Raw genomic sequence first — 22,977 nt, 5'->3', positions numbered from 1 at the left:
ACAAGCAGCTCCCTGATAGCAGAATCGGCTATGGGTGACGTGCGGTCGTCGTGGTGCGCTGTGGCGGCGCGGGCGGAGGCGTCGTCTCCAGGGCAGGGCGCGGGCGGATCCGCGGGGGCTTCGGAGTGCGGTGCGGTGGCAGGACGGCGACGGTGGCGACGAGATCCTCTGCCGCGTCGTGGACTTCCTGCACGAGGAAGTCGAGTTGCCGTCCGAGGGCGTCGAGCCGGGCACCGATCTGTCGGCCCTGGGCGGTCTCGAGAGCGTACGAGAACTCTGCGGCGGTGGACAGGAGGTGCTGCAGGCGGACCATCGGGCCGGCGTCGTAGCCCGTTTGCGTGGCGCTGAGCAGGGCATCGGCGACATCACCGGCGGCGCGAGCCTCGACCACCTCCTGGACCAGTTCCTGCAGGGGCCGCTCGGGGGCGGGCTCCGGACGGTTGAACCGGGACGCGGCGTCGGGGCGCAGGACTCCGGGCGGCACCGGGCGCGGCAGCGCCTGTCCGGCTGTCCACTCGTGGGCGTAGTGCCCGATGACCTCCCAGCCCGGCGCACCCGGGTCTCCGGCGAGCGCGACCACCGTGGAGTCCTCGTCCTCGACGAGGTAGGCGAGCGTGATGCGACGGCCATCGGCCACATACCACGACTCGAACAGGTCCAGTTCACCTCGCCGTCGCGCGGCCTGGGCCATTTCGGTCCACATCTGCCGTTCCTCGTCGGTCAGCCCGGGCTCGGGCTGGTGGGTCTGTTCGGCGAGGTCGGCGGCGATGGTGCCGTAATCGGCCCAGGCGGCGAGATGGGGCCACACCAAGGTGTGCTGCTCGCGCTCGGCGGCCGAGCCGGGAGGGGCGGGACGGTCGAGGATGCGGACGATCTCCGTGTGGGAGGTGACGAGCGCGTCGAGCAGGTCCCGCCACGCGCGGGTGTGCCGGGCGGGCGGCAGCCCGTCGACGGCGCTGCGGGCAGCGTCCAGCAGGGGGCCGGCGTGCGCAGCCAGGTACGTCGCGTACGTGTCGACGGCCGCGTGGTTGCGGCGGGCGCGGGCTGCCGCGGCCACCTGGTGGTGGACCGTGCGCCCGTAGCGGTCACGAGCGGTGTCGAGAGCGGCCTCGGCCTCGCGGTCGATGGCAGCCATGCGCAGATGGAAGTCGCGTACCCGGGAGGAGAGGGTGACGATGTCGGTCGCGTGAGGGTCGGGGATCTGTTCCTCCTGGTGGTGTCGACATCAGCGGTGCGGCGCGCGGCCGGGCGGGGCCTGCGCGGTCGTGGCCGCCGGACGCCTCGGCCCGGAGGCGACAACCGCCGCGGGGGCCTCGTGGTGCAGGGTTGGGTCGAGGCGTACGGGATAACGGGCGGCGCTGAGCATCTCTGCCGCCCAGGTGGCGTGTGCGTTCTCCCAGTTGCGCCCCATGTCGAATGGGAGGCGGACCCACTGGCCATGCAGGGACGGCTCGAAGAGGAAGCCCGCTCGGCTCAGGGCGTTTTGGGCCAGGGGATCGATGGCGCCTTCGACTTCGACTTGGTCGCCCTGCCCGCGGGTGATGCTGATCGGCTCGGCGTCGGGCGTCATCGCGACCGCCCGGCGGGAGAGGCAGGCAGGTGGACGGTGGGCGCGTAGCTGGGCTTCGGCGGGATTGGCCGCGTGGTGGGCGCCGACGTGGTGGGCGCCGAACGGCGCTGTGACACGCGGCCGGCGGCCTGCGCGATCCGGCTGCGCTGCTCCGAGAGTCCGTGGGGCTTGATCGGGCGTGGCGGGTTGGCCGATGCGGCAGGATCGAGGGCGACATCGGCGTGCACGGCGTACCCGCTGCGGCGCAGGTCGTGGACGGCCTGCCGGGTGCGGCGCGGGCCGTCGCGTTCGGGCTCGGTCAGCCGGAACAGGCCCGGCTGGCCATCTACGGGCTCGAACTGCTCCCGCACGAGGTACCAGTGAGCCAGGTGCGCGGGCATGTTGGAGGTGGCGGAGGCGACGAAGCCGTGGTGTGGGTGGGTGCCGAAGGCGAAGTGGGTGCCGGGGTCCAAAGAGAGGGTGCTCCTAGCGTGGGTGGCCGCAGTCAGCGGCGGGGTGCGGGCCGGGCCGGCGGGAGGGCGAGGGGCGGCGCCGAGGCCGTGAGGACGGGCCGCGGGCGTGGGCTGGCGGCTCGTGCCTGCCGGAGGAACGCTTCGCCGCAGGTGAGCCAGGTTTCGATGGCCGGCCATGTGCGGGCGTTGCGCTCCGTGGGGGTGAGCGGGGTACCCAAGGCGAGGTCCTCGCGAACCGTTTCGGCATTGCTGAGGGTGTCGGCGAGCTGCGCGAGAGCCTCAGCGTCCTCGGGCCACGGGGTGGCGGCGGGGCGACACCGGTCGAGCAGGGCGGGGGCGTGGTCCGTAACGGTGAGGAACTCATGCCAGGTGGTGTCCAGGAACTGTGCGGTGGCGGTGCCGAGCGCGTCGAAGCTGAGCGGGGTGGCGTCGCTGTCGCGGCCGGAGGCGACCATCGCGGTCCAGGTGCGGTGCTCGGTGCGAATGCGATCGAGAGCGTCGGCGACGGCCGTGGTCCGGCGGGCGTGGAGGGCCCGGTCGAAGGCGGGCAGGTAGCGCTCGGTGATGGCCTGGGCCGCCCGTCCGGGAAAGGGAGGCAAGACGATGCTGGCCGGGGCGTGCGGATCGCCGTAACCCTCCTCGAACGGGCTCGGGGAGAACGCGCCTACCAGGTAGTTGAGTCGGTGGCCGGGGCGCTCCGCCAACAGCAACGTGGTCTCGGAAGTCCCCTCGGTGAGGGTGAGGGTGGCGGCGTACGGGATGCGCTCGCTTTGGACCGCGCGGGCGAGTTCCCCGCTGTCCCACAGCCAGGGCACGAGGTCCCCCTGCCAGACAGGATGGGAGTAGAGCTCCACCTGCGCCTCCCACGGCCCGGGCAGCAGGCGGGCGATGTCGTTGGCAACGTCGCCGATGAAGCGCTGGCTGCTGGTCGTCACCGTGGCGCCGTGTGCCTCGGCGCGGCGGACCAGGTCGGCCACGGTGGTGCGGGAGACGTCCGGGTCCTCGGTCGGCAGGCGGTACACCCCGGCCTCACCTCGCTGGAAGCCGGATTCGACCAGCGCCTTGCCGGCGGAGGCGTACTTTTCGCCGGACGCGATGGCGATGATGCCCTGGTTCCGGCTGTAGGAGAGGATGATCTGCGCGTCAGCCACGGCGGTGCTCCCCATGGCGGACGGCGGCGCGCAGGCTGCGCCCGTAGTGCCAGGCGTGCTCTCTGGCTGCCGCCTCCAATTGGTCGTACGCCGGTGCCTGGGTCATCTGACCTGCGTGTTTGCGGTAGCGATAGACCGTCAGGGGCAGCAGAATTCCGGGGGCCAGGCAGGTGACGCCTACGGCCGCGCAATAGTCCTCCCCTTGAACGAGACCGCCCATCGGGGCTGCGCGGACGAGGTCGGTGCGGGCGAGGAGGGTGGTCGGCCCGATCGGGATGGTGTCGGCCGGCGACTTCCAGTACGTCCACACGTCACCGGCCTCATGCCGTCCGGGCGGCGCCGGGCAGCGCCACAGGGTGGTCGAGCCGTCGCGGTGAAGGTCTTCGCTCCATCCGGCGCACCAGCCCACACCGGTCGCCTCCAGCGTGCCAAGCCGCGCGGACATGGCGTCATCGGTGAACAGATCGTCATCGTCGGCCCAGTTCACGTACGGGGTGCGGACATCGTTGAGCGCCAGGTTGCGGGCACAGGCAGCGCCCACGGACCGGGGTACGGCGACCGTGCGGACCCGAGGGTCCGCTGCGAGTGGCGCCGGCAGGCGGGCAGGGTCGGCACCGTCAACTGCAATCACTGCCTCCCAGGGAACGGACTGCCGGGTCAGGCTGGCGTGCATGGCGGTCAGGTAGCCGAGGCGGTCCTCGAGCAGGCGGGTGGCGATGACGACCGTGATCAGAGGCGTGGGCAGGGCGATCTCCGGAAAGCGGGGACAGACGGGGTCAGCGGCGGACGGCCGGGCGGGACTCTGCGAGCGCTGCTGCGGGAGCGGACCGGGGTGGCCGTACGGCGCGGGCGGACGGTCCCGGTGTGAGGACGGGGTAGGACCAGTGGCCCGGGTGATTGCTGAATGCCGTGCGCGGATCGGTGTCCCAGCCGATGACGGGACCGGCTTCGGCGTGGGGCACGGGGATTACTTCGATGCCGTGCGGGCGAAGGATGTAACCCCACTGCACGTCCTGGTCGGCGGCGGTCTCTTCGGTGACCGTCATGCGGACCGGGGGCGAGCCGTCAGGGGTGATCAGGTGGTCCAGGGTTCTGCTGGCCCACTGCTGCCCGCCGGTCAGAGCCGAGACGATCTCGTGCGGGGCTCCGTAGAAGAGGTCGGTGCCCAGCTCGTCCCAGCCGACGGTGACGCCGTCCACGAGATGCTGGGCCATGGCCTCGACGTCCCGCCCGAACTTGTGCTGGAAGGCGGCGAGGAGCATGGGCAGCTTCTCGCTCGGTGTGCCGTCGAGGTGGACGTAGATGCCGTCGTAGCCGGTCTGGGTGGGCCGGGCGATGAAGGAACGGGTTGACAGGGGCTCTCCAGAGATACGGGGTGCCGGTTCGCGCAACGCGGTCGGGCTACCGGTGGCGGGCCGCCACGGAAACGCCGGCCGGTGCAGGGGCGGCAGGCCGCGCGGATGTGGCGGGGGGTGCCGCCCCCTGTGGTGCGGCGCGGAGGTTCACGCCGATGCCTTGGGCGGCGAGCTGCTGTGCCACGGCTTGGACGCGCAGCGCGCGGCCGTCTTCGCCGTACGCGGCGGGCAGCAGGAAGGCGGCCTGGTGCGGGTGGTACTGGAAGCCGTGGGCGTACAGCGCCAGCCGGGCCTCCGCGGGCACGCTCTCGTACGGCACGCCCAGGGCTCCGTCGCTGTAGTAGGTCAAGGTGAGGGTCTGGGCGACCTGGGGCGGGGCGGGCCGGTGCGGGAGCTCGGGCTCGGTCGCCGCGTTGCGGAGCACCCGGTGCAGGGCCTGCTCGTAGCGGGGCAGCAGCCGACGGGTGACCTGGAAGGCCGCCCGGGCCGGGGCGTTGGAGACGGCGATGCCGTTCGGTTCCTGGACGCCGGCGAAGTGGTGGGGACAAATGCCGTCGCCGTCGGGTTCGAGCGGGGCGACGACGAACTGGCGGGGATACAGGGGGCGGTCAGTGACGTAGAGCCGCTGGCTGTCGGGGCCGTGGAGGACGGCGTCGTGGTTGAGGACGTACTGGCTGACGATGTGATCGACGTGACCGAGGTCCCAGAGCTGCTCTGCGAGGGGGAACTGGTCCGCGTACCGCGCGTGGCGCTGGTACTCACTGGTCCAGGGGCCGGGCAGGCGTGCGGCAAGCTCGACGGCGAAGGCAGCCAGGTCGGTGCGGGGGGAGGTCATATGCTCCTAGAGGGTGGCGGTGGTCCAGCGTTGGTGTGTTCGCCGCGCCTGTGACGGCGGGTACGCGCACACGATGCAGGTGCTGAGACCGGAGCGGATGTCGCACTGCAGGCCGCGCTCTCGCAGCGGCGTGGTGATGTGCGCGTGACAGCGCCCTAGTTCCTGCCTCAACGGGGTGTTCACGTTGCGATGGCCGGGAAGCAGCGTGAGCGTAGGCCCGTGGGGGCGCGAGGTGCTCTCCTCGTCAGCGGCCACGACTCCTTTTACGGGCAACTGGCGATCGGTGCGGTGGAGGCATCCGGCGCGCGGTGCGGGCTTCCGGGTTCGGCACCGGATGGAGTTCGCTGGCCCGGTTCAGCGGTGGCGACCGCTCGGTCCAGGCGAAGGCGGCGGTACGGGGCTCTCCCGGTGGGAGGGTGTGGGGGACATGCGATGGGAGTCGAGCTGGCCGTTGAGTTCCTTGACCGTGTCGCCCAGCGCTTCCGATGTGCGGCGCAGGTAGGCGCGGGCCGTGGCGTGGTCGATGACCATGCGGTTTTTCAAATAGTGCTGGTCGGCTGGGGTGCGCGGCAGGCGGAGGGCGGCCTCCGCGGTCTCCGAGAAGTGCGACGCTGCGTGGGCCGCCATGGTGCTCGCCCTCGCGAGGTGATCCAGAGTGGCGTGGTCGGCGCGGCTTGTGCTGTGGGGGCTCGTGGCGAAGTCACCGGTGAGCCGCAGGACGTCGCGGGAGAGGTCCTGCGCGCCGGTGACGTGCTCGAACAGCTCGGTGAAGGAGGGCTCGGCCGGTATGCGGCCGCTCTCGTCCAGCAGGTGCCACTTCTGGGCGTTGTCGGCGGCCTTGGCCTTCAGCGCGTCCAGCGCGCCGACAAGGTGAAGGGTGCCGTCACGGGGTATCAGGTTGCGTTGGACGGTGGGCTCCATGATCGTCTTTTCAGTGCATGCGGGCGTCGGTGTCGAAGAGCTGGCCTTCGTGGGGGTGCAGAAGGTGCTGGACGATGAAGGAGCGTCCGGCGACCTTCCAAAGTCCGCGGCCCCGGTTGAGGTGGGAGATGGCTTCGGTCTCCACCGAGGTGAGGCCGAGCAGGGCGGCTGCGGCGTGCAGTTGGTCGGTTTCCTGGCGGTAGACGATGCGGGTGGAGCAGTCGGCCAACAGCCCCTCGGCGAGGGCGCGTCCGCGGGATCCGGCGTCGCCGGCGGTGAGCAGGTCGGACAGCCGGTGGATGACCATGAGGTTGGCGATGCCCAGGCCGCGGCTCAGTTTCCATTGGGACTGCATGCGTTGCAGCAGGCCCGGGTGGCGCATCAGACGCCACGCCTCGTCGTAGACGATCCACCGCCGGCCGCCGTGGGGATCGGTGAGGGCGGATTCCATCCAGGCGGAGGCGCAGGTCATGGCGAGGACGAGGGCGGTGTCCTCGCCGGATCCGCCGAGCCGGGAGAGGTCGATCGTCAGCATCGGGGAGCTGGGGTCGAAGCGCACGGTGGAGGGCGCGTCGAACATGCCGGCCAGATCGCCGTGGATGAGCCGCCGCATCGCGTGGGCGAGGTCGCGGGCCGCCTCTCCGAGCCGTCCGGACATCATCCCGGCGGCCTCATCGAGCTGCTCGGGGTTGTTGAGGGCGGCGGCGACATCACCGAGCAGCGGGGTGCGGCCGGTCTCGGCAGCGCAGGTGACAGCCGTGTCGAGGGCGACGTCCAGGGCGGTGTGCTCCATGGGCATCAGGTCCCGGCCCAGGACGGTGCGGGCCAGGGAGCCGAGCAGCAGCAGACGGCGCTTGCGGATCTCGCTGGCCCAGTCGGCCTCGGAGATGCTCTCGGGCCGGGGCGCGGCGTCCAGGGGGTTGAGGCGGCCGGGCAGTCCGGGGCCGAGGGCAACGGACATGCCGCCGAGCGCCTGGGCCACGGGCGTCCACTCGCCCTTGGGGTCGCACGGGACGTAGACCCGGTAGCCGAAGGCCACGGAGCGCAGCGCGAACGATTTTGCGAGCGCGGACTTGCCCTGCCCGATCACCCCGGCCAACAAGATGTTCGGGTTGGTGAAGCCTTCGATTTTGCCGTACAGGGCGAAGGGGTCGAAGACGAACGAGGCTTCGGCGTGGACGTCGCGACCGATGTAGATGCCCTCGGCGCCGAGGCCGCCTTCGGCCAGGAAGGGGTAGGCGCCGGCCGCGATGGCGGTGGTCATGCGGTGGGCGGGGAGCTTGAGGCGGTTGCCGCGGGCGGAGCCGGGCCCGGGGCGTCCGGCGGGCGGGTAGAGCGGTGCGGGCGCCTGGTGTTCGGCGGGTGCGGTGCCCGCCGGGTGGGCGGTTGTTTCGGCGCGGGCTTTGGCCGAGGCTTCGGCGAGCTGGCGGCGGGCGGCCTTGCGGCTGGCCCGGTCGGTGCCGTGCGGGGTGAACAGGGGGGATGCGGAGGCGCGGCGGCGGGCGGGCCGGTGGCTCATCGGGCCCTCGATTCGGCGGTGGTGTTCAGCGCACGCATGCGGTGGTGTGCGGTGCACGGTTCAGGTCGGTGGGGGTGGTCTTGCGGCGGACGCTGTGCCCGGCGGCGAGGTGGCGCTGGCAGATGGTGAGGACCGGCGGTCCTTCCGGGAGCCGCTCGGGGCGGCACTCGGCGGAGTCCGTGGCCGAGGACGGCAGCAGATGGAAGGCCGCGTGGGCCTCGGCGGTCGCCTGCCACAGCCGGGTGTGCGCGGTGGCCAGATGCCGTCCGGCGCCGGGATGCGCCGGACGGGCTGCCTCGGCGAGCTGGTCGAGGAGCCGGTGCAGCGCGGTGAGATGGGCGTGGAGGACGTCGAGGTGGAGGCGGTCCACCGGCTGCGGCGGCACGGTCCGGTCCAGGGCGCGGGCGTGGTGGCGGATGCCGGCGGTAGCGGCGCGGAGGTAGGGGTGTGCGTCGCTGGTGGTGTTCGAAGAGGTCAAGAGGATCCTTGCTGCCGTGGGGCAGGCGGTGACGGCCGGTGCGCTGGTGGCACTGGGGTGCCGTGTCAGCGGGAGCGGCGCGGTGCGGGGGCGGCGGGCCGAGCGGGCAGGCGGCCCGGGGCGGTGGCCAGCGTCTCCAGCCGGTGGATGACGGTGTCGAGCCGGTCGCTGGCCTCGACGGCCGTGTTTTCGCGTTCCTCTTCGTAGGCGGCGCGCTGTTCCTCGATGACCTCGCCTTCGGCGTCGCGGTAGGCGTCCAGGCGCTGTTGGTGGCGTAGCTGCAGCTCTTTGAGTTCGGCCAGCAGCTCGTTCAGGGCGTCGGTCGGGTGCGGGGAGGGGGGCAGGTCGGCCTCCGGTTACAAGGTGGTGCGGGCGAGGGGCAGCGCGGCGACGGCGAAGGCGTCGGGCTGCTGGTAGTTCAGGCGGCGCAGATCGACGCCGGCGGTGACGGCGGCGGTCTCGATCTGCGCGCAGGCGGCGTCGAGGAGGGCGTCGGTTTCGGCGGTGACGGTGACCAGGCCGGTCAGGGCGACGTCGGCGTGCCCGGCGATCAGCTGCCGCTCGCGCTGCTTGACGTCGGCGTACTCGACGGAGTCCGCTTCGTTGTCGACCTGGCCGCGCCGGGCGCGCTCGCTGGCGTCCGCGACGATCTGGGCCTTCTTGCGCTGGACGTCGCGCAGCGCGGATTCCAGGGCCTGGGGTACGTAGATGAGGGAGAGGCTGCGGCGGACCCCGGCGGTGAACATCAGCCCGTGCAGGAACCCGGCGCCCATCTCGGTCCGCGGCCAGTTCTCCACCCAGTAGGTCGCGTGCCGCGCGCTGTCGGTGGCCAGGCGGTCGTACTCTTCGACCTGGACGACGGGGCCGGCGGCGGCCGGGTCGGCTTCCGCCCGCCCGGTCTCGGACCACTGCTGCACAGCAGAGAGGGCTTGGGGGTCGTAGGCGGTACGGATGACGGCGGCGACCTCCCGGGCGCTGAGCCACCCGGTGACCGTCAGTCCGGCGTTGCGGGCGGCCTGGGCGACGCTCGCGGTGGTCTGCTGCATGACGGTGAACGCTCCGGGCAGCCCGCCGCCCGCCTGCGTTATCAGGCGCCGGGCGGCCTTGAGGTCCAGGGAGATCGCGAGGTACGTCTCATGGGGGGCTGCGGCGGGTCCGGCGGCGGCGACCAGTTCGGAGTAAACCTGTCCGGCGACCGGGGTCTCGGGCCGGCCGTGCTGGGCCCAGTGCCGGGCGAGGGTGTCGCCGGAGTCGGGCACGGTGCGCTCCAGGACCTGCACGGTGGCCACCTGCCCGGTGCGGGCGAGGCCGGCGAGCGCCCGGCCCCAGCCGTTGACGTTGTGGTTCTGGGTGGCTGCATCGAGCAGGACGAAGGCCCGGGAGGAGACGCGGGCGATGGCGGTGAGCGTCTGCTGGTGCGGGTCGTGGACGGCCGCGGCGTCCGTGGCGGAGTCGCCGGGGGTGACCACCTTGAGGGAGGCGGCGGTTCCGGGCAGGTGCAGGACGCCGTCCTGGCGGGGGCGGGTGACGGGCCGGGCGAGCCACAGGGTCTGCCCGGTGCGGCGGCGGTGCGCGTAGCGGGCGACGACCGGTGCCCAGTCGATCAGGGACCGGCCATGCCGGCGGATCGCTATCAGCGCGGTGACCGCCGCCCACACGGGCGCCAGGGCAAGGATGCCGAGCAGCCCGGTGGAGACAACCGTTACCAGCGCAAGCGCCAGGGCTGAGGACAGGAGAACGAGTTGGGGGATGGTGAGCCCGAGAAGGATGCCGCGGCGGCTCCGGTGCGGGAACTTCACCGTGAGGGGGGCGGTGGCTGGATCGGACAAGAGGGGCGTGTTCCTGGAGGCGCGGGCCCGGGGGCGGGAGGCAGGTGCCTCCCGCCCCCAGGAGTCGGGCAGGTGATCAGAGGCCGGCCGGGGGAGGCGGCGGTGAGGCCGGACCGGTGGTGCCGGTGTCCTGCATTCCGGTGGACGGCGGGGCGCCCTGCGGCGGCGGGGACGTGGTCGGCGGGCTGGACTGCCACCCGCCGGCCTGGCCTTGTGCGGCGCCCTGTCCGGAGCCACCCGGCCCCGGGCTGCCGCCCGGCTGGCCGCTGGTGTCGTCCTTGACACTGGTCGGCGGCGGCTGGACGGTCTTCTCCAGGCCGGTCTTGGCGGCATCGCCACCGGGCGAGACGCCGGAGCCTGCGTTCGAACTGTTCTTGTCTCCGCCGGAGGAGGCGGAGGCGATGTCGCCGGGGAAGCCGCCGTCCGGTCCCTGCGGGGCGGCTTCCGCTCCGGCTCCGGCTGCGGCGCCGCCCGTCCCGGCAGTCGCTGCGGCGGAGGCGGCCTTCTTCCCGGCGCGCTCGGTGTGCTGCTTGGCGAGCTGGGCACCGGCTCCGCCGGCACGGTGCAGCGTCTCTCCGTCGCTGCCCTCGGCAGCCCAGTGGACGAACTTGAAGGTCATGTACGGGCACAGCAGAATCAAAGCCATGATCACGATGCCGGCGAGGACGTCGGCGAGTGCGGCCAGGCCGTCCTTGGCCTCGGTCTTGCCCATCGCGGAGATACCGAGCACGAAGATGATCGTCATCAACAGCTTGCTGGCCACCAGGGTGGCGGTGGCTTCGATCCAGCCCTTGCGCCAGCGGCGGGCGGCTTCCCAGCCGCCGCCGGCCCCGGCGAAGACCGCCAGGGTGACCATGACGAGAATGCCGACCTTTCTGACCATCATGACGCACCAGTAGAGGATGGCGCCGATGGCGACCCCGAGTCCGGTGAAGACCATCACGAGCCACCCGAGGCCCGACAGGGAGGTGAGCTGGCCGACCTTGACGATGCGGCGCACCGCGGACTCGATGTTCAAATTTGCGGCTTTGAGCAGTCCGGCGGACAGGGCGTCGACCACTTCGATGGCGACGGTGGTCAGGGCGATCGCGGCGAAGGCGAAGATGACGCCGGATATGGTGCCGGTGAGCGCCTGGCTCAGGGCCTGTCCGTCGCGCCGGACTGCCGCGCGGGTGAGCTGGGCGCAGAATGTGGCGACCAGCAGGACGAGGCCGATGGGCAGGATCGTCTCGTAGTTGTCGCGGAACCAGGTCGCGTTGAGGTCGACCTTGGTGGTGGTGTCGACGGCTTTGGCCGCCAGGTCGGCGGCGGCAGCGGCGAGTTCGCCCGCGGACTTCGCGAGCCAGTCGCCGATGGCCTTGCCCGGGTCGGAGGCGAAGTCCACGGCCTCGCCGACGGCGCAGACCTTGTCCGCGAGGGGGAGGTCACAAAACCCCATGGGGACTCCTTTCGGTCAGGGCGCGACGCGCGGGGCGATGGCGACCAGCGAGCAGTCGTGGGACGGGCGGCATTGCACGGCGAGGGTGATAGAGCGGTCTTCGGCTCCGCTGCCGCCCTTGGCCCAGGTGATGGTCTGCTTGCCGGTGACGGTGACGGCGTAGATGTACGCCTTGGCGATCTCCGAGGGGTTCTCCGCCAGGGCCTGTTTGAAGGCGGCCGGGTAGTGGGCCTCGGCGACGGTGGCGCCGGCGTGCTGCTTCTGGTCGGCCATCCGCGACCACAGGAGCGGGTCGGGCACTTGCGCGGAGACCGAGGCCCAGTCGTTGTACTGGCCCTCCTTCGTCATCCACGCCTGCATGCCGGCGGACTGCTGGTCGTGGCTGGTGGTGCGGGTGTCGTACGTCCAGAGCATCGTGGCGGCGGCCTTGGCGAACTGGACCGGATCGGAGATCCGCGGCGGGCGGGCCACCGGGCCGGCCCCGGTGTCCGGGCCCTTCGCGGGCGGCTCGGAGCTCGGCGCCGGGGACGGTGCGCTAGAGGGGGCGCTGTGCTCCTCGCCTCGGCCGGTGAAGAAGGCGGTCGCGGCAGCGAGGGCCAGCAGGCACGTCAGCCCGATCGCCAGCAGGGCGATGCGGCGGTTGGGCGGCCAGCCGCCGCCATAGCGGAAGAATCGGTTGCGCATCAGTGGACCTGCGAGCCCAGGGCCGAGAAGAAGGCCACGAGGCCGTTGGCGGCGCCGAGGCCGAGGGCGGCGCCGGCGGCGACGGTGGCGCCCTTCTTGCCGTTGGCTTCGGCCTGGTGGCCGCCGGTGTGGTGGCCCCAGGCCCAGACCCCGAGGCTGACGGCGAGGGCCCCGACGACGGCGATGATGCCGAACAAATTGATCGAGTTGACGACGTTCTTCAGGACGGCCAGGCCGGGCAGGCCGCCGCCCTTGGGGGAGATGCCCGGGTCGAAGGCGAGCTGGACGACGCGGTCGGCGAGTGGTGACACGGGGATGGCGGGCTCCTTGCGTGCGCAGGGCAACGGGGCCCGGCGGACAGGAAGGTGAGAAGAAGGGGGAGGGGCGCGCGAGCGGCGCGAGGAAGGGGTGCAGGTTCCGGCCGGACGTACCGGGCGGGCGCGCGTACGAGGGGCAACCGGTTGGACGCCGGGTGTCGCCCTGCGGCCATGGGCCACCTGCCGAAGAAGCAGGTTGCCGGGCGGGAGCGGAGCTGGCGTCCGCGAAGGCAGAAGCTCTCGGGCGCGGCTCAAAACCGCCAAGTTGTCGGCGCGCATGACAACATGAGCCGGGCTCGCGCAAGAAGGGACCGGGGTCAGACGACGCGGCGGGCGGCGAGGACAGCCATGCTCTTGATCGGCACGATCCGGACCGGCTTGCCGGTGCGCGGGGCTTCGATGACCAAGCCGTCGCCGAGGTACATCGCGACGTGCTCGGGGGCGGCGGCGCTTCCGCGGCTGAACACCAGATCACCCGGCTTAAGCGTCTTCGTGGAGACGGCTTTGCCGTTGCGGACCTGGTCCTGGGTCACCCGGTCCAGGGCGACGCCGACGTGCTGGTATGCCTGCTGCATCAGCGAACTGCAGTCGCAGCGGCCCATCGGGTCCGCGCCCCGGGGAGCGGTGCACTGGCCGCCCCACTGGTACATCGTCCCGAGCTGCTGCATCGCCCAGGTGATCGCTTTGCGGGCCCGTGGGTCGGTGTCCTTCGGGATCGTGTACCCCTTCGGGACCTTTCCCTCGGGGATGTTCCCGAACGACGAGCCGTCGCTCGCAGTGCCGCAGCCGGAAGCCGTGGACGGCGGCTTGGCGCCAGCGGCGCCGCTTTCCTTGCCGCCGCCGGGGAAGGTTGCGGCGATGGCCTTCTGCAGCGCGGTGCTCAGCTGCTCCCACTGGGCATAGGCATCCGGGTAGCCGGACTTCTGTACGGCCTGCGCGGCCTGCGGGACGGTCATCTGCTGCCAGCCTTTGACCTTGAGCAGTGCCTTGTAGAACCGTTCGCTCGCGTAGACGGGGTCGCGGATATGGGCGGCGGTGCCCCAGCCCTGGCTGGGGCGCTGCTGGAACAGCCCGAGCGAGTCGCGGTCGCCGCTGCTGAGGTTGCGCAGCCGGCTCTCCTGCATCGCGGTGGCCAGCGCGACGATATGCCCGCGCCGGGGCACCTTGAGGCTGATGCCGGTGGCGACGATGGTCTGGGCATTCGGGACCTGCTCACCGGGCAGGTCCAGGCCCTTGATCCGGATGGTGGAGGCGTTGGCACCGTCCAGGATCTTGGTCACCTGCTCGGTGACCTTGCCGGTGTCCAGACCGGGGAAGCACGGGCTGGTGGCGCTGGTGCTGGTGGCGGCTTGGCTGGAGCTGGCCATCATCATGGCCGCGCCGCCGAGGAGAAACGGAGAGAGGACGACGACGCCGATGCCGGCGGCGAGCGCTTTCAACCCGAGGGGCCCGCTCGCCGGTCACGGTTCTCGGGCAGGGGTGGGTAACGCGTGGTCATGCAGGCGTCCTTGGAGTGTGATGCCCGACGAGCCGTATATGCACCGAGTGGTGCAAGGGAATCGGCGGCCGGGCGGGTGTTCTGAAGGGGCCGCTGCGGGCGAGGTGCCGCTCACTGGGCGTGGGCAGCCCGGTGTGCCAGGGCAGAGGGACTCTGCGCGAGGCCGGGTGGGGAATCCAGCGGCGGGGTGCGCCGGGCGGTTCAAAAACAGTAGGGCCGGATCGGCGGTTGACCAAAAAGTCCGCGTGAGGTGCCGGAATCCAGCCCCTCGGCAACACACTTCTTGGTCGTCGGCGAACTCGCCCCTACAGTTTTGGAACTCCCCTCGTCCCTCGGTCTGCGGCCCCGGGCTTCTGTGTGCCCCTTTCCGGCCCGCTGGGGTTCACGTGCGAGACGGGTAGTTCCCTTTGTGCTTCCACACCCGAATCGGGGTTTCTCTTTGCCTTTTTCCCTGCACCAGGGCGATGCCCTCGGCGTCCTCGCCGGCCTTCCGGACGGCTGCGTCGACTCCGTGATCACCGACCCGCCGTACAACAGCGGCGGGAGGACCGCGAAGGAACGCACCAGCCGCTCGGCGAAGCAGAAGTACACCTCCACCGACGCCAAGCACTCCCTCGGCGACTTCACCGGCGAGAACATGGACCAGCGCAGCTATGCCTTCTGGCTGACGCAGATCATGACCGAAGCCCACCGGCTCACCCGCACCGGGGGTACCGCGCTGCTGTTCACCGACTGGCGTCAGCTTCCCGTCACCACGGACGCGATCCAGGCGGCCGGCTGGCTGTGGCGAGGGGTGCTGGCGTGGAACAAGCCGCAGGTCCGCCCGCAAAAGGGCAGGTTCAAGCAGTCGTGCGAGTTCATCGTCTGGGCGTCGAAGGGGGCGATCGACGGCTCCCGGAACCCGGTCTACCTGCCCGGCCTGTATTCGGCCTCGCAGCCGTCGGGGGTGAAGCGCCAGCACATCACGCAAAAGCCGGTCGAGGTGATGCGGGAGCTGGTCAAGATCAGCCCTGAAGGCGGCACAGTGCTCGACTTCTGCGCCGGCTCCGGTTCCACCGGCGTCGCCGCCCTTCTCGAAGGAAGGGATTTCATCGGTGTGGAGAAGACCGAACACTATGCGTCCATTGCGGCCGACCGCCTCACCGAGACGGTGCGCGAAACTCTCACCCAGGACGACGTGGCTCTCACCACCTGATGCCATAACTTCCCCACTGCTCGGGCGGGAATCAGCGTCACCTCCCGGCCCCGGGCAGCGCTCCGCCACACCGCCTGGGTGGCCGGACGGGCGGTCTGCACGTAACCGCTCCCGCTTGCCCACTTCTCAGCCTTCTAGGAGGCCCTCTTTATGTCCGAACCAGTAGAGCCCGCACCCGATGGGGATTTGGAGCCGGTCAGGGTCTCCGATTCCCATCTGGAGGGGATAGAGGCCAGCGTCCGGCGGCTGATGGATCAGTCGGCGCAGCAGGCGCAGCAGCTCGACCAGCTGGCCTCCGCACCTGCCCCCGGCGGATCGCCGTTCGCGGCGTTCGGCATGCCGGGCTTCGGCGGACCTCCTCCGGCAGCGCCACCGGAGCCGCGCCCGATTCTGGAGCTGGACGGCGAGGAACGCGAGGACGAACTCGACGCGCTGTCGGACTGGGTCGACGACTTCCTCCTGCCCGTCTACGGGGCGGAGGTCACCACGGCGGCGCCCTGGTGCCTGCAGTGGCAGGAGCATGACGACGTTGTGGCGTGGCTGCACGCCCTGTGGCTGGCCTACCAGCAGCACAAGGACCCCGAGGCGGGCCTGTCCGGCCTGTTCGTGTGGCACCGGGACTTCCTGACGCACGCCATCGCGGCGATCCGCGCGCCCGGCGGGCCGCTGTCGGCCTGTATGACGTCCCCGGAGCGGCCCGCCCACCGCATCCTGCCCGGCCCGCCGCCCTCCGCCCGTACGGAGAAGGTGACGACGAGCGACGCCAAGCCCTCCGGGAGCGGTGAGCCGTCCGAGCAGGCGGCGTGAACGGGGGCGAGCGGCGGCCGGCCTTCGGCCTGAGTTTCGACCCCCGCGCGCTGACGGATCTCCTCCAGGCCCCCGGCGACGTCCGCGACCTCACCCTGGCCTACCTGCAGGAAGTGGTGAACGCCGAGCGCTTCGGGCTGCGGCTCACCGGCGACTTGGAGGGCTACCGCAAGCTGTTCGTGGATTCCCGCAAGGACTGGCGCGTCGTCTACGGCGTGCGTCCGGCACCCGAGATGTCCGCGCACCAGCGGGAGATCCATGTCGTGGCGGTCCGGCCGCGGGCCGGCAACGACGTCTACGACGAGGTCGGCCGCCGCCTGGGAATGAATCGCCGACCGCTGAGCGCCCGTACCCACGCGGCCCGCGCCCGCTCTCCGCAGCTGACCACCGGCAATCCGGCACCGCGCCCCTTGCCCTCTGCCATGCCGGGCCTCCCGCGGCCCGCGCACAACGCTGCCCGCCCTCAGACCCGTTAAGCATCTGGAGCCGCCTATGCGCGATGATCCCGCCCCGGCAGCAGCCCAGCGTGCGGTCTCCCCGCTCGACCATCGCGTCGAGGCCGCCACCGGCCATGACATCGACACCCTGTGGACCCATCGCGACCGCAGCCTCCTCGACGAACCCCATGCCCGGCTCGTCGACCAGCATCGCGAGCTGGCCCAGGCCGAGACCGGCGTGACCTTCTACCGCACTCTCCTCCACCGCCTGTCCAGCGGCGAGTTCCCCGTCGACGGAGCCCTGTTCGAGCGCATCGACCGCACCGTGGACCAGCTGGAGGAGGCCGCCGACATTCGCGACACCGCCGCCCGCCGGGTGCTTGCGGCCCTGGAACCAATCGAGGCCGCGACCGCCACGCCACCGGCACCCCGGCGGGAACAGACCTCGGCCGCCGACCGGGCGGCACTGCTCGCCATCGCTGGTGGAGCCAAGCTCTACGAGCATCTCCTGACCGGCCGGATGGCGGTGACCACGGCCTCCGGCACCCGCATCCCGCACGCCGAGCTGCAGCGGCTGGAAGGCGCCGGCCTGGTCTCCCGGGACACCAGCCACCCCGTTCACGCCGGCCAACCGGTCGTCTTGACCGAGGCCGGATGCGCCGCGCTGACCACCGTGCACCGGACGGCCGCGAACCAGGTGTCAAAGACGGCAGCCCGGCCCGGGGCGTGGCCCTCCACCCCAGCGCGCCGACGCTGACCCTCGACCGAAAGGCCCTGTTGCCCTCTCCTGAATCGACGCCCCCGCCCGAACTCGACCTCCGGCTGGACGGCTTTGATGCCGACGAGCAGACCGCCGAGGCGTTCTGGCTCCAGGTCGAGATAGAAGCCGACATGCTCGTTCCGTTCGCTGAGCATCACACCGCCGACGGCGTCCACAGCTTCTACGTCCTGTTCGACCGCTCAGCCACCTTCGACCACCCAGGCGTTCCCCAGTACATGGCACTGCACCTGAAACGGGACCACGAGAAGCGGTCGTTCGATTATGAGCGTGCTGAGCTGCCGCTGCCTGCGATGGCACAGTCCTGGCTCATCCACCGCGGCTGCCCTCCCGACGCCATCGGCCTCGATCCCGGGCTGGGCCATGCGCCGGCGGACGAGCCGACGCGGGCACTGGAACGGCGCCTGGCGGGCGACGGAGACCACTTCGCGATGGGCTTCTCCTACACCCGCGACGACCCGAACGACTGGGTCACCGTGGTGGCCCTGCGCGCCCTCGACGGACGCCTCACGTCTCCGTTCCGTGTCGTGGTCGAGGAGGTTGACCCCACCGCGTGGACCCACACGCTGCGCGAAGGCGGCTTCGCCACGGTCCACGACGCTCTGCAGTGGTGCGACGACCGGCTCATGGGAACAGCCGGTCCCCTTCCGCCGGTCCGCTCTGCCGCGTCGATTACCCGCCCGGCCAGTCCGCCAAAAGCACCTGTTGCGCGCCCGCCGGGCCGGTCGCGCTGAGTATCACCGCCCGCAGGCGCGGCGAAACATAGCCGACGATCGCCGGTTGGCCAAACCGGCGAATCTCCGGACTCTTATAGGGCCGCAGGGACGACAACTGCGGTCACCCCTCCACACCTTCGCCTTTCAAAGGGGTTTCTTTCGCATGCGCCCGCCGTGACGTCCGCCCGTGCCTTGACCGAATCGCTCGCACTCCGGAGACCCTCTCCGCCTGCAGCTTTTTCACCTGTTAGGAAGACTTCCTTGCGAATTTCCCGCATTGCTGCCGCCGCGGCTGTAACCGCAGCCGTCGCGCTGCCTGCTGTCACCGCGGCGACGGCCAACGCCGCAGCCCCGGCCACCGTCACTGCCTCCAGCGCGTGCAACAAGACCGGGCCGTACCAGATCCACGACGCCAGTGCGGTCACCATCCGCTCGAAGGCGACGACGAATTCCACAGCACTCGGCACCCTCTACAAGACCCACAAGTTCACCGTCCACAAGACGACGAAGACCGGTTCGTGGGTCTACATCACGGACAAGACCACCGGCGTAACGGGCTGGGTTTCCGGCACCTACGTGTACCCGACCGTCTACACCTGTCTCCACTGACAGGGCCTGCCGGGCTCTCACGGCTGCTGCGCCGCCTCACGGAACTCTCGCTAAGGAAAGGAATTCGTTGTGCCTGATGGTGCTGACGACGTCATGGGCGTCATCACCGAGCAGATCGAGGCCCGCTTCGATATGAGCTTCGCCGAACTCCAAAGAGCCGTCACGGCGGCTCCGCAGGCCAACCGTGAGGCCACCGAGATCGTGCACTGGCACGGCAAGCTCGCCGAGTCCCAGAAGCTACTGGAAAAGGCCGAGGACGAACTTGTCGCCGTGCTCGAATCGCAGCCGGACGAACTCGACGACCCGGCCATGGAAAAGGCGCACCGAGTGAATACGGCCGTGACCGCGAGGGACGGGCGGGCCATGGTCGTGCGATGGCTCCTCGACCCCGCCGTCCCGGAGAAGCAGGATCTGGCCGCCGAGCGGCTGGCCCGCCTCAACCGCAGGGCCCGCAGGAGCCCGGCCGTGCAGACCAGCCCACCCACCCGGGCAGCGACTGCCTCGAACCCAGGAGCTGGGCGAGGGGTTCGCCGGTGAGCGTCCAGCTCAAGCCCAGCACTCTGGACGGCCGGCTGCAGGAGAGTTTCTCCGCCCCGGTCGCCGAGCTGTACGCGACCGCAACAGGGCCGGACGCCTCTGCCGCGTTGATCCGTGCCATCGAGCTGCGTTCGTTCCTCGCCATGGCTGAGGAGCAGGTCAACCGGGTGCGTGAGCGCGTGCACGACGCCACGGCGGCCGGGCGCGACATGGACGACCTGTCCGCCGACGACCTGCGCATGGACGCGCAATGGCTGGAGGCCGCGCTCGATGCCCGTAACGGCTACCGAGCCGCGCTCGGTGACCTGCTGCGCACCATGCCGCCTCCCGGCCAGCAGCCTCGCCCCGCCCCCACGGCGCAGCCGGCGGTCATCACCCCCTTGCCTCCGGCCGCCCCGGCACCGCAGCGTGCCGGGGCGGCCCGGGCCCGCCGACCGTGAAAGCCCCGAGTGCCTCACCTGACATCCACCGAGATGGCCGCACGGATCCAAGACCTGTACGGCACGCCCCTGGCCGAACTCAAAGCACACGCCCAGAGCCAGCCGCCCGGCATGCTCGCCGCCCTGCTCGCCATGCACCACGACCTCGCATTCGCCGAGCAGAGCATCACCTTCCACCGCGACCGCCTCACCGAACTTGTCCGCCCCGAGCGGCAGATCGGCGCACACGAGGCATCGCACGTCCTCGACTGCGCCCGTCAGCTCGCTGTAGCGGTCGCCGTCCGCGACGTGCAGGCCAAGGCGGCCTCCGGCGTTCTCCAGAGCCTCGGCCGCGTCGCCGCGCCTGAGGCGCCCCCCGCCCCCGTGCCGACCGAACCCGCCGTGCCCGCTGCTCCAGCCCCGGCAGCGAACGCTGCCCGCAGCCGCTGACCTCCGCGGCCCTTCATTCACCCAGGAGTTTCTCCCTTGGCCACCACCGGTCTGCCTCCCGACACCGCCGCTGACGTTGCCCGGGTCACCGAGGCCCTCGCCATGATCACTCCGCGATGGAACGTGCGGATCATGCTGGCCCTTTCCGGCCCGCCGCTGCGCTACAGCCAGATAGCGGACAAGATGCCCTGGCTGCAGAACGGCCAGCTCCACCCCAAGCTGCGGGCCCTGTGCGATGCCGGTCTGGTCCAGCGCACCGAGCACACCTCGCGGCACGTCACCTACGGCCACACCGACCGCGGAGCCGCGCTGCTGCCGGTACTCCCGCTGGTCGTCACCTGGGCCGAGGAGCACCTGGAGAAGACGGACCGGCCGCTGCCCGCTATCGAGCAGATCGAGGACAGCCTCACCCTGCTCACCCGCCGGCACGCCACCGCCATCCTGTGGGTGCTCAAGTCCCGCGAAGAGGTCAGCGGCCGGGCCCTGGCCCGCATCGTCATGCCCAGTAGCGACGGGACCAACGTCTACCCGCCGCTGCGCCAGCTCGTGGCCGACGGCCTGGTCGACACCGACGGCACCGGGCAGCCATACCGACTGTCCGAGGCGGGAAAGAGCCTGGCGCCCGTCTTCGGGGCCCTGTCCGCCTGGTCCGCCGGACAGCCCCTCGCGCAGGCCGCCCAGCACCCGGTCTGGGGACGCGCGAACGCCGTGACCGTTCCGACGAGGTGGGTCAGCAACCAGGCGCGCCTGCCCGCCCCGGCAGCGCCGGTGCGAGCGGGGAAGACCACCTGGCAGGGCCGTGACCTGTTTTCCCACGCCACGACGGCCCATCCGAAGACGGACCTCGCGGCGGGAGGTCCGCGCCGGTGACCGCCTCCTTCCCCACGGCCAAGCTCCGGGACACCGTCACCATGCTGTCCGCACCTGCCTTGATCCGCCTGATTGCCGAAATCGACGACAACGGTCCGATCCCGCCGCGGGGGATGGCCCGCACGTTCGCCGACCTCTCGGTGCACCAGCTGCGCCAGTCCACCGACGCGGCCCGCACCCTCGGTCTCGTCCGCGGGCGTCCGGGCGCCGGGCTGGGCCTGACCGTGGCAGGTGCGGAGCTCGCCGACGTCTACGACGTGTGCGCCCGGTGGGCCCGGCGCTACGCCTACCCGACCAGGGTTTCGGACTTCACCAGCCGCGTCCAGCACACCCTCAGCCTCCTGGCGGACACGCTCCACCACGCCACGGTCGTCAGGCCGCGGCGTGGCGACCAACAGCCCCGTGCGCAGGCCGACGCCGACCTGGCGCGACCGCGCGACCTGCTGCGGCAGTGGCTCGACGCGTACCCGCAGGCCGCCCGGCTCGCCACGGCCGAGCCGACCGCGTGACCGGACGCACCGCTGCCCGGCACTCCCGCCTCACCGCAGGACTGCTGCGCAGCATCTACCTGCCGCGCACGGCCGATGCCCTCGCGTTCGCCATGGCCACCCATGGCATTCCGCTGCTGGTCCTGGCCACCACCCGTTCCGCTGCGCTCACGGGACTGGCGTTCGCTTTGGAGTGGATACCGAGACTGGCCGTCTTCGGATGGGCCGGCGCGATAGTCGACCGGCGCGGGGCCGCCGTCGTCTTCTTCCTGGCCTCCCTCGGCCGTGCACTGACCGTCGCCATCGGAGCGGTCGTCCTTTTCCTCTGGCCGTCCGGCACCGTGGCGAGCGTCACGGTGATGACCCTCGCGACCATCACGGGGGTGCTCACCGAATGCAGCTACATCGCGGCCGAGACCGCTGGCGCCGCCGTCGGCCGCCGGGCAGGAACGCAGACCCACCGCGTTCAGGCCGTCCTGCTCGCGATCGACCAGACCGCGACGCTGGCCGGCCCGGCGGTCGCAGGCGTGCTGCTGCTAGCCGGCCCGCCCTGGATGCTCACCGTGATTACGGTGCTCTCGCTGCTCACCGCGCTGCTCGTGCTGCGCACCCCGCCGTCGCCCCGCACTCCAAAGAGCAGCACGGACGCAGGGCTGCTCACCGGCTGGCGTACCATCCGCTCGCTGCCCGCGCTGGGCTGGCTGGTTACCGGCCTGGCGCTCTCCAACCTCGCCGTCGGCTTCTTCCAAGCCGCCGGCCCCGTGATCGTCGTCAACCACTACGGGCAGTCCACCACCGCCGTCGGCCTGGTCTGGTCCGCCGCCGCAGCGTCCACCCTTCTGGCCGTCGCCGTCTGCCGGGTCGTGATCGACCGCCTCGGCCTGTGGCCGGTCGGTGCCGCCTGCGCCGCTGTTGCCTCGCTCACTTGCCTGGCCGCCGCCCAGGCCCCCGACTACCTCTCCTACCTGGTCCTCGTCGCGGTGCTGATGGCCGCAGACGGCGGCATGACGGTCGTCCTGCGCACGCTTCGCTCCCGCCTGATCCCCCCGGACCGGTTCGGCAGCACCTTGTCGGCGACCATCCTCATCCTCCTGCTGCCCTTTCCCGTCGCGGGCGTGCTCACCGCCCTCACACCGCCCGACGCCCTTGCGCACGTTCTCACCGGGTGCGCCGTACTGCAGGCCGTCGGCCTGACTCTCGCCTTCGTCCGCCTGCGTACCGACTCCGCCCTGCGCACCTGACCCGATGCTGTTGCCCCCAGCCTGTGGAGAAAACCCCGGGCCCCCTGCCAGCCCCGGAGCGATCCGTGCGAGGAATCGCACCATCACCGAGCAGTTCCTCGCCTTCGACGCCCAGAACCCGCACGTGTACCGCGAGCTGGAACGCATGACCGCCCGCCGACTCGCCGCCGGCGCCACCCGCATCGGCTTGGAGAACCTCTTCGAAGACCTGCGCCGACACCTCCCGTACGGCGTGGCCGGGCTGAACAACAACTTCACCGCCCTCTACGCCAGGCGGCTGATCACCGCGCACCCCGAGTGGGCCACCGCCTTCGAGCTGCGCCGCCGCGCCGCCTGAGTTCCTGCCCGTTCCTCCGCCCTGCCCCACCGATTCGGAGAAGCCC

Annotated in this window: 29 protein-coding genes; 14 read left to right on the top strand and 15 right to left on the bottom strand. The window is 71.3% G+C overall.

The genetic code is table 11. From position 1 onward, the window contains the following. Positions 1–28: 28 nt before the first annotated feature. The 10 genes from CP984_RS03275 to CP984_RS03225 form a co-directional block, all read right to left on the bottom strand. On the bottom strand, positions 29–1,135 hold the full coding sequence (locus CP984_RS03275; RefSeq protein WP_003979455.1) for a hypothetical protein: 1,107 nt from the start codon (positions 1,133–1,135) through the stop codon (positions 29–31). Positions 1,136–1,225: 90 nt separating this feature from the next. Beyond that, positions 1,226–1,570, bottom strand: a complete 345-nt coding sequence (locus CP984_RS03270) for a hypothetical protein (protein WP_003979454.1) — start codon at positions 1,568–1,570, stop codon at positions 1,226–1,228. Beyond that, the gene (locus tag CP984_RS03265) at positions 1,567–2,022 is read right to left on the bottom strand and encodes a hypothetical protein (RefSeq protein WP_003979453.1); all 456 of its coding nucleotides are present in this window, start codon (positions 2,020–2,022) and stop codon (positions 1,567–1,569) included. The genes CP984_RS03270 and CP984_RS03265 overlap by 4 nt, the downstream gene beginning before the upstream one ends. A 32-nt stretch (positions 2,023–2,054) precedes the next feature. Further along, positions 2,055–3,173, bottom strand: a complete 1,119-nt coding sequence (locus CP984_RS03260) for a hypothetical protein (protein WP_003979452.1) — start codon at positions 3,171–3,173, stop codon at positions 2,055–2,057. Beyond that, positions 3,166–3,906: a glycosyltransferase family 2 protein gene (locus tag CP984_RS03255; protein ID WP_030181308.1), complete on the bottom strand. Its 741-nt coding sequence runs from the start codon at positions 3,904–3,906 to the stop codon at positions 3,166–3,168. Before CP984_RS03255 ends, CP984_RS03260 begins: the two co-directional genes overlap by 8 nt. A gap of 43 nt (positions 3,907–3,949) precedes the next feature. Then, entirely contained in the window at positions 3,950–4,564 is a 615-nt protein-coding gene (locus CP984_RS03250) for a hypothetical protein (RefSeq protein WP_003979450.1), read from the bottom strand. A gap of 10 nt (positions 4,565–4,574) precedes the next feature. Then, positions 4,575–5,363: a hypothetical protein gene (locus CP984_RS03245; RefSeq protein ID WP_003979449.1), complete on the bottom strand. Its 789-nt coding sequence runs from the start codon at positions 5,361–5,363 to the stop codon at positions 4,575–4,577. Between the two features lie 354 nt (positions 5,364–5,717). Then, positions 5,718–6,284 carry a hypothetical protein gene (locus CP984_RS03235; RefSeq protein WP_003979448.1) on the bottom strand — a complete coding sequence of 189 codons (567 nt, stop codon included), beginning with the start codon at positions 6,282–6,284 and terminating at the stop codon, positions 5,718–5,720. A 10-nt stretch (positions 6,285–6,294) separates the two neighbouring features. Beyond that, the gene (locus CP984_RS03230) at positions 6,295–7,803 is read right to left on the bottom strand and encodes a hypothetical protein (protein WP_003979447.1); all 1,509 of its coding nucleotides are present in this window, start codon (positions 7,801–7,803) and stop codon (positions 6,295–6,297) included. Between the two features lie 25 nt (positions 7,804–7,828). Continuing rightward, positions 7,829–8,281 carry a DUF6238 family protein gene (locus CP984_RS03225; RefSeq protein ID WP_003979446.1) on the bottom strand — a complete coding sequence of 151 codons (453 nt, stop codon included), beginning with the start codon at positions 8,279–8,281 and terminating at the stop codon, positions 7,829–7,831. Between the two features lie 143 nt (positions 8,282–8,424). Here CP984_RS03225 and CP984_RS42570 point away from each other — a divergent pair, with 143 nt between their 5' ends. After that, positions 8,425–8,559 carry a hypothetical protein gene (locus CP984_RS42570; RefSeq protein ID WP_255304207.1) on the top strand — a complete coding sequence of 45 codons (135 nt, stop codon included), beginning with the start codon at positions 8,425–8,427 and terminating at the stop codon, positions 8,557–8,559. A gap of 78 nt (positions 8,560–8,637) precedes the next feature. Here CP984_RS42570 and CP984_RS03220 read toward each other — a convergent pair whose 3' ends face one another. From CP984_RS03220 to CP984_RS03200, 5 genes are all read right to left on the bottom strand, one after another. Continuing rightward, positions 8,638–10,110 carry an SCO6880 family protein gene (locus CP984_RS03220; protein WP_003979445.1) on the bottom strand — a complete coding sequence of 491 codons (1,473 nt, stop codon included), beginning with the start codon at positions 10,108–10,110 and terminating at the stop codon, positions 8,638–8,640. Between the two features lie 76 nt (positions 10,111–10,186). After that, positions 10,187–11,548: an SCO6881 family protein gene (locus CP984_RS03215; protein ID WP_003979444.1), complete on the bottom strand. Its 1,362-nt coding sequence runs from the start codon at positions 11,546–11,548 to the stop codon at positions 10,187–10,189. Positions 11,549–11,563: 15 nt separating this feature from the next. Continuing rightward, positions 11,564–12,232, bottom strand: coding sequence for a hypothetical protein (locus tag CP984_RS03210; protein ID WP_003979443.1), 669 nt, complete (start codon positions 12,230–12,232; stop codon positions 11,564–11,566). Then, positions 12,232–12,549, bottom strand: a complete 318-nt coding sequence (locus tag CP984_RS03205; RefSeq protein WP_030181320.1) for a DUF6112 family protein — start codon at positions 12,547–12,549, stop codon at positions 12,232–12,234. Before CP984_RS03205 ends, CP984_RS03210 begins: the two co-directional genes overlap by 1 nt. Before the next feature lie 317 nt (positions 12,550–12,866). Then, positions 12,867–13,988 (bottom strand): C40 family peptidase, encoded by a 1,122-nt coding sequence (locus CP984_RS03200; protein ID WP_003979441.1) that lies wholly within the window; start codon positions 13,986–13,988, stop codon positions 12,867–12,869. Between the two features lie 498 nt (positions 13,989–14,486). Here CP984_RS03200 and CP984_RS03195 point away from each other — a divergent pair, with 498 nt between their 5' ends. The 13 genes from CP984_RS03195 (at position 14,487) to CP984_RS03135 (ending at position 22,931) form a co-directional block, all read left to right on the top strand. Next, the gene (locus tag CP984_RS03195) at positions 14,487–15,242 is read left to right on the top strand and encodes a DNA-methyltransferase (protein WP_003979440.1); all 756 of its coding nucleotides are present in this window, start codon (positions 14,487–14,489) and stop codon (positions 15,240–15,242) included. Positions 15,243–15,491: 249 nt separating this feature from the next. Beyond that, the gene (locus CP984_RS03190; RefSeq protein ID WP_003979439.1) at positions 15,492–16,049 is read left to right on the top strand and encodes a DUF4913 domain-containing protein; all 558 of its coding nucleotides are present in this window, start codon (positions 15,492–15,494) and stop codon (positions 16,047–16,049) included. Continuing rightward, a complete protein-coding gene (locus CP984_RS03185) occupies positions 16,046–16,525 on the top strand; it encodes a hypothetical protein (RefSeq protein ID WP_003979438.1) in 480 nt (159 codons plus the stop codon). Before CP984_RS03190 ends, CP984_RS03185 begins: the two co-directional genes overlap by 4 nt. Before the next feature lie 16 nt (positions 16,526–16,541). Beyond that, positions 16,542–17,243, top strand: a complete 702-nt coding sequence (locus CP984_RS03180; RefSeq protein ID WP_003979437.1) for a hypothetical protein — start codon at positions 16,542–16,544, stop codon at positions 17,241–17,243. Further along, entirely contained in the window at positions 17,213–17,998 is a 786-nt protein-coding gene (locus CP984_RS03175; protein WP_003979436.1) for a hypothetical protein, read from the top strand. The genes CP984_RS03180 and CP984_RS03175 overlap by 31 nt, the downstream gene beginning before the upstream one ends. Before the next feature lie 243 nt (positions 17,999–18,241). After that, complete coding sequence (locus CP984_RS03170) at positions 18,242–18,589, top strand: SH3 domain-containing protein (protein ID WP_003979435.1); 348 nt, start codon at positions 18,242–18,244, stop codon at positions 18,587–18,589. 69 nt (positions 18,590–18,658) lie between these two features. Continuing rightward, positions 18,659–19,126, top strand: a complete 468-nt coding sequence (locus CP984_RS03165) for a hypothetical protein (RefSeq protein ID WP_003979434.1) — start codon at positions 18,659–18,661, stop codon at positions 19,124–19,126. Continuing rightward, complete coding sequence (locus tag CP984_RS03160) at positions 19,123–19,566, top strand: hypothetical protein (RefSeq protein ID WP_003979433.1); 444 nt, start codon at positions 19,123–19,125, stop codon at positions 19,564–19,566. Before CP984_RS03165 ends, CP984_RS03160 begins: the two co-directional genes overlap by 4 nt. Positions 19,567–19,599: 33 nt before the next feature. After that, entirely contained in the window at positions 19,600–19,995 is a 396-nt protein-coding gene (locus CP984_RS03155; RefSeq protein WP_202479933.1) for a hypothetical protein, read from the top strand. A 36-nt stretch (positions 19,996–20,031) separates the two neighbouring features. Then, positions 20,032–20,865 carry a winged helix-turn-helix transcriptional regulator gene (locus CP984_RS03150; RefSeq protein ID WP_003979430.1) on the top strand — a complete coding sequence of 278 codons (834 nt, stop codon included), beginning with the start codon at positions 20,032–20,034 and terminating at the stop codon, positions 20,863–20,865. After that, positions 20,862–21,374, top strand: a complete 513-nt coding sequence (locus CP984_RS03145) for a hypothetical protein (protein WP_003979429.1) — start codon at positions 20,862–20,864, stop codon at positions 21,372–21,374. The genes CP984_RS03150 and CP984_RS03145 overlap by 4 nt, the downstream gene beginning before the upstream one ends. After that, a complete protein-coding gene (locus CP984_RS03140; RefSeq protein WP_003979428.1) occupies positions 21,371–22,594 on the top strand; it encodes an MFS transporter in 1,224 nt (407 codons plus the stop codon). Before CP984_RS03145 ends, CP984_RS03140 begins: the two co-directional genes overlap by 4 nt. Positions 22,595–22,598: 4 nt before the next feature. Further along, the gene (locus tag CP984_RS03135; protein ID WP_086026173.1) at positions 22,599–22,931 is read left to right on the top strand and encodes a hypothetical protein; all 333 of its coding nucleotides are present in this window, start codon (positions 22,599–22,601) and stop codon (positions 22,929–22,931) included. Positions 22,932–22,977: the final 46 nt, after the last annotated feature.

This window comes from Streptomyces rimosus, assembly GCF_008704655.1.
Lineage (GTDB): Bacteria > Actinomycetota > Actinomycetes > Streptomycetales > Streptomycetaceae > Streptomyces > Streptomyces rimosus.
This window is presented reverse-complemented; position numbering and strand designations above follow the sequence as displayed.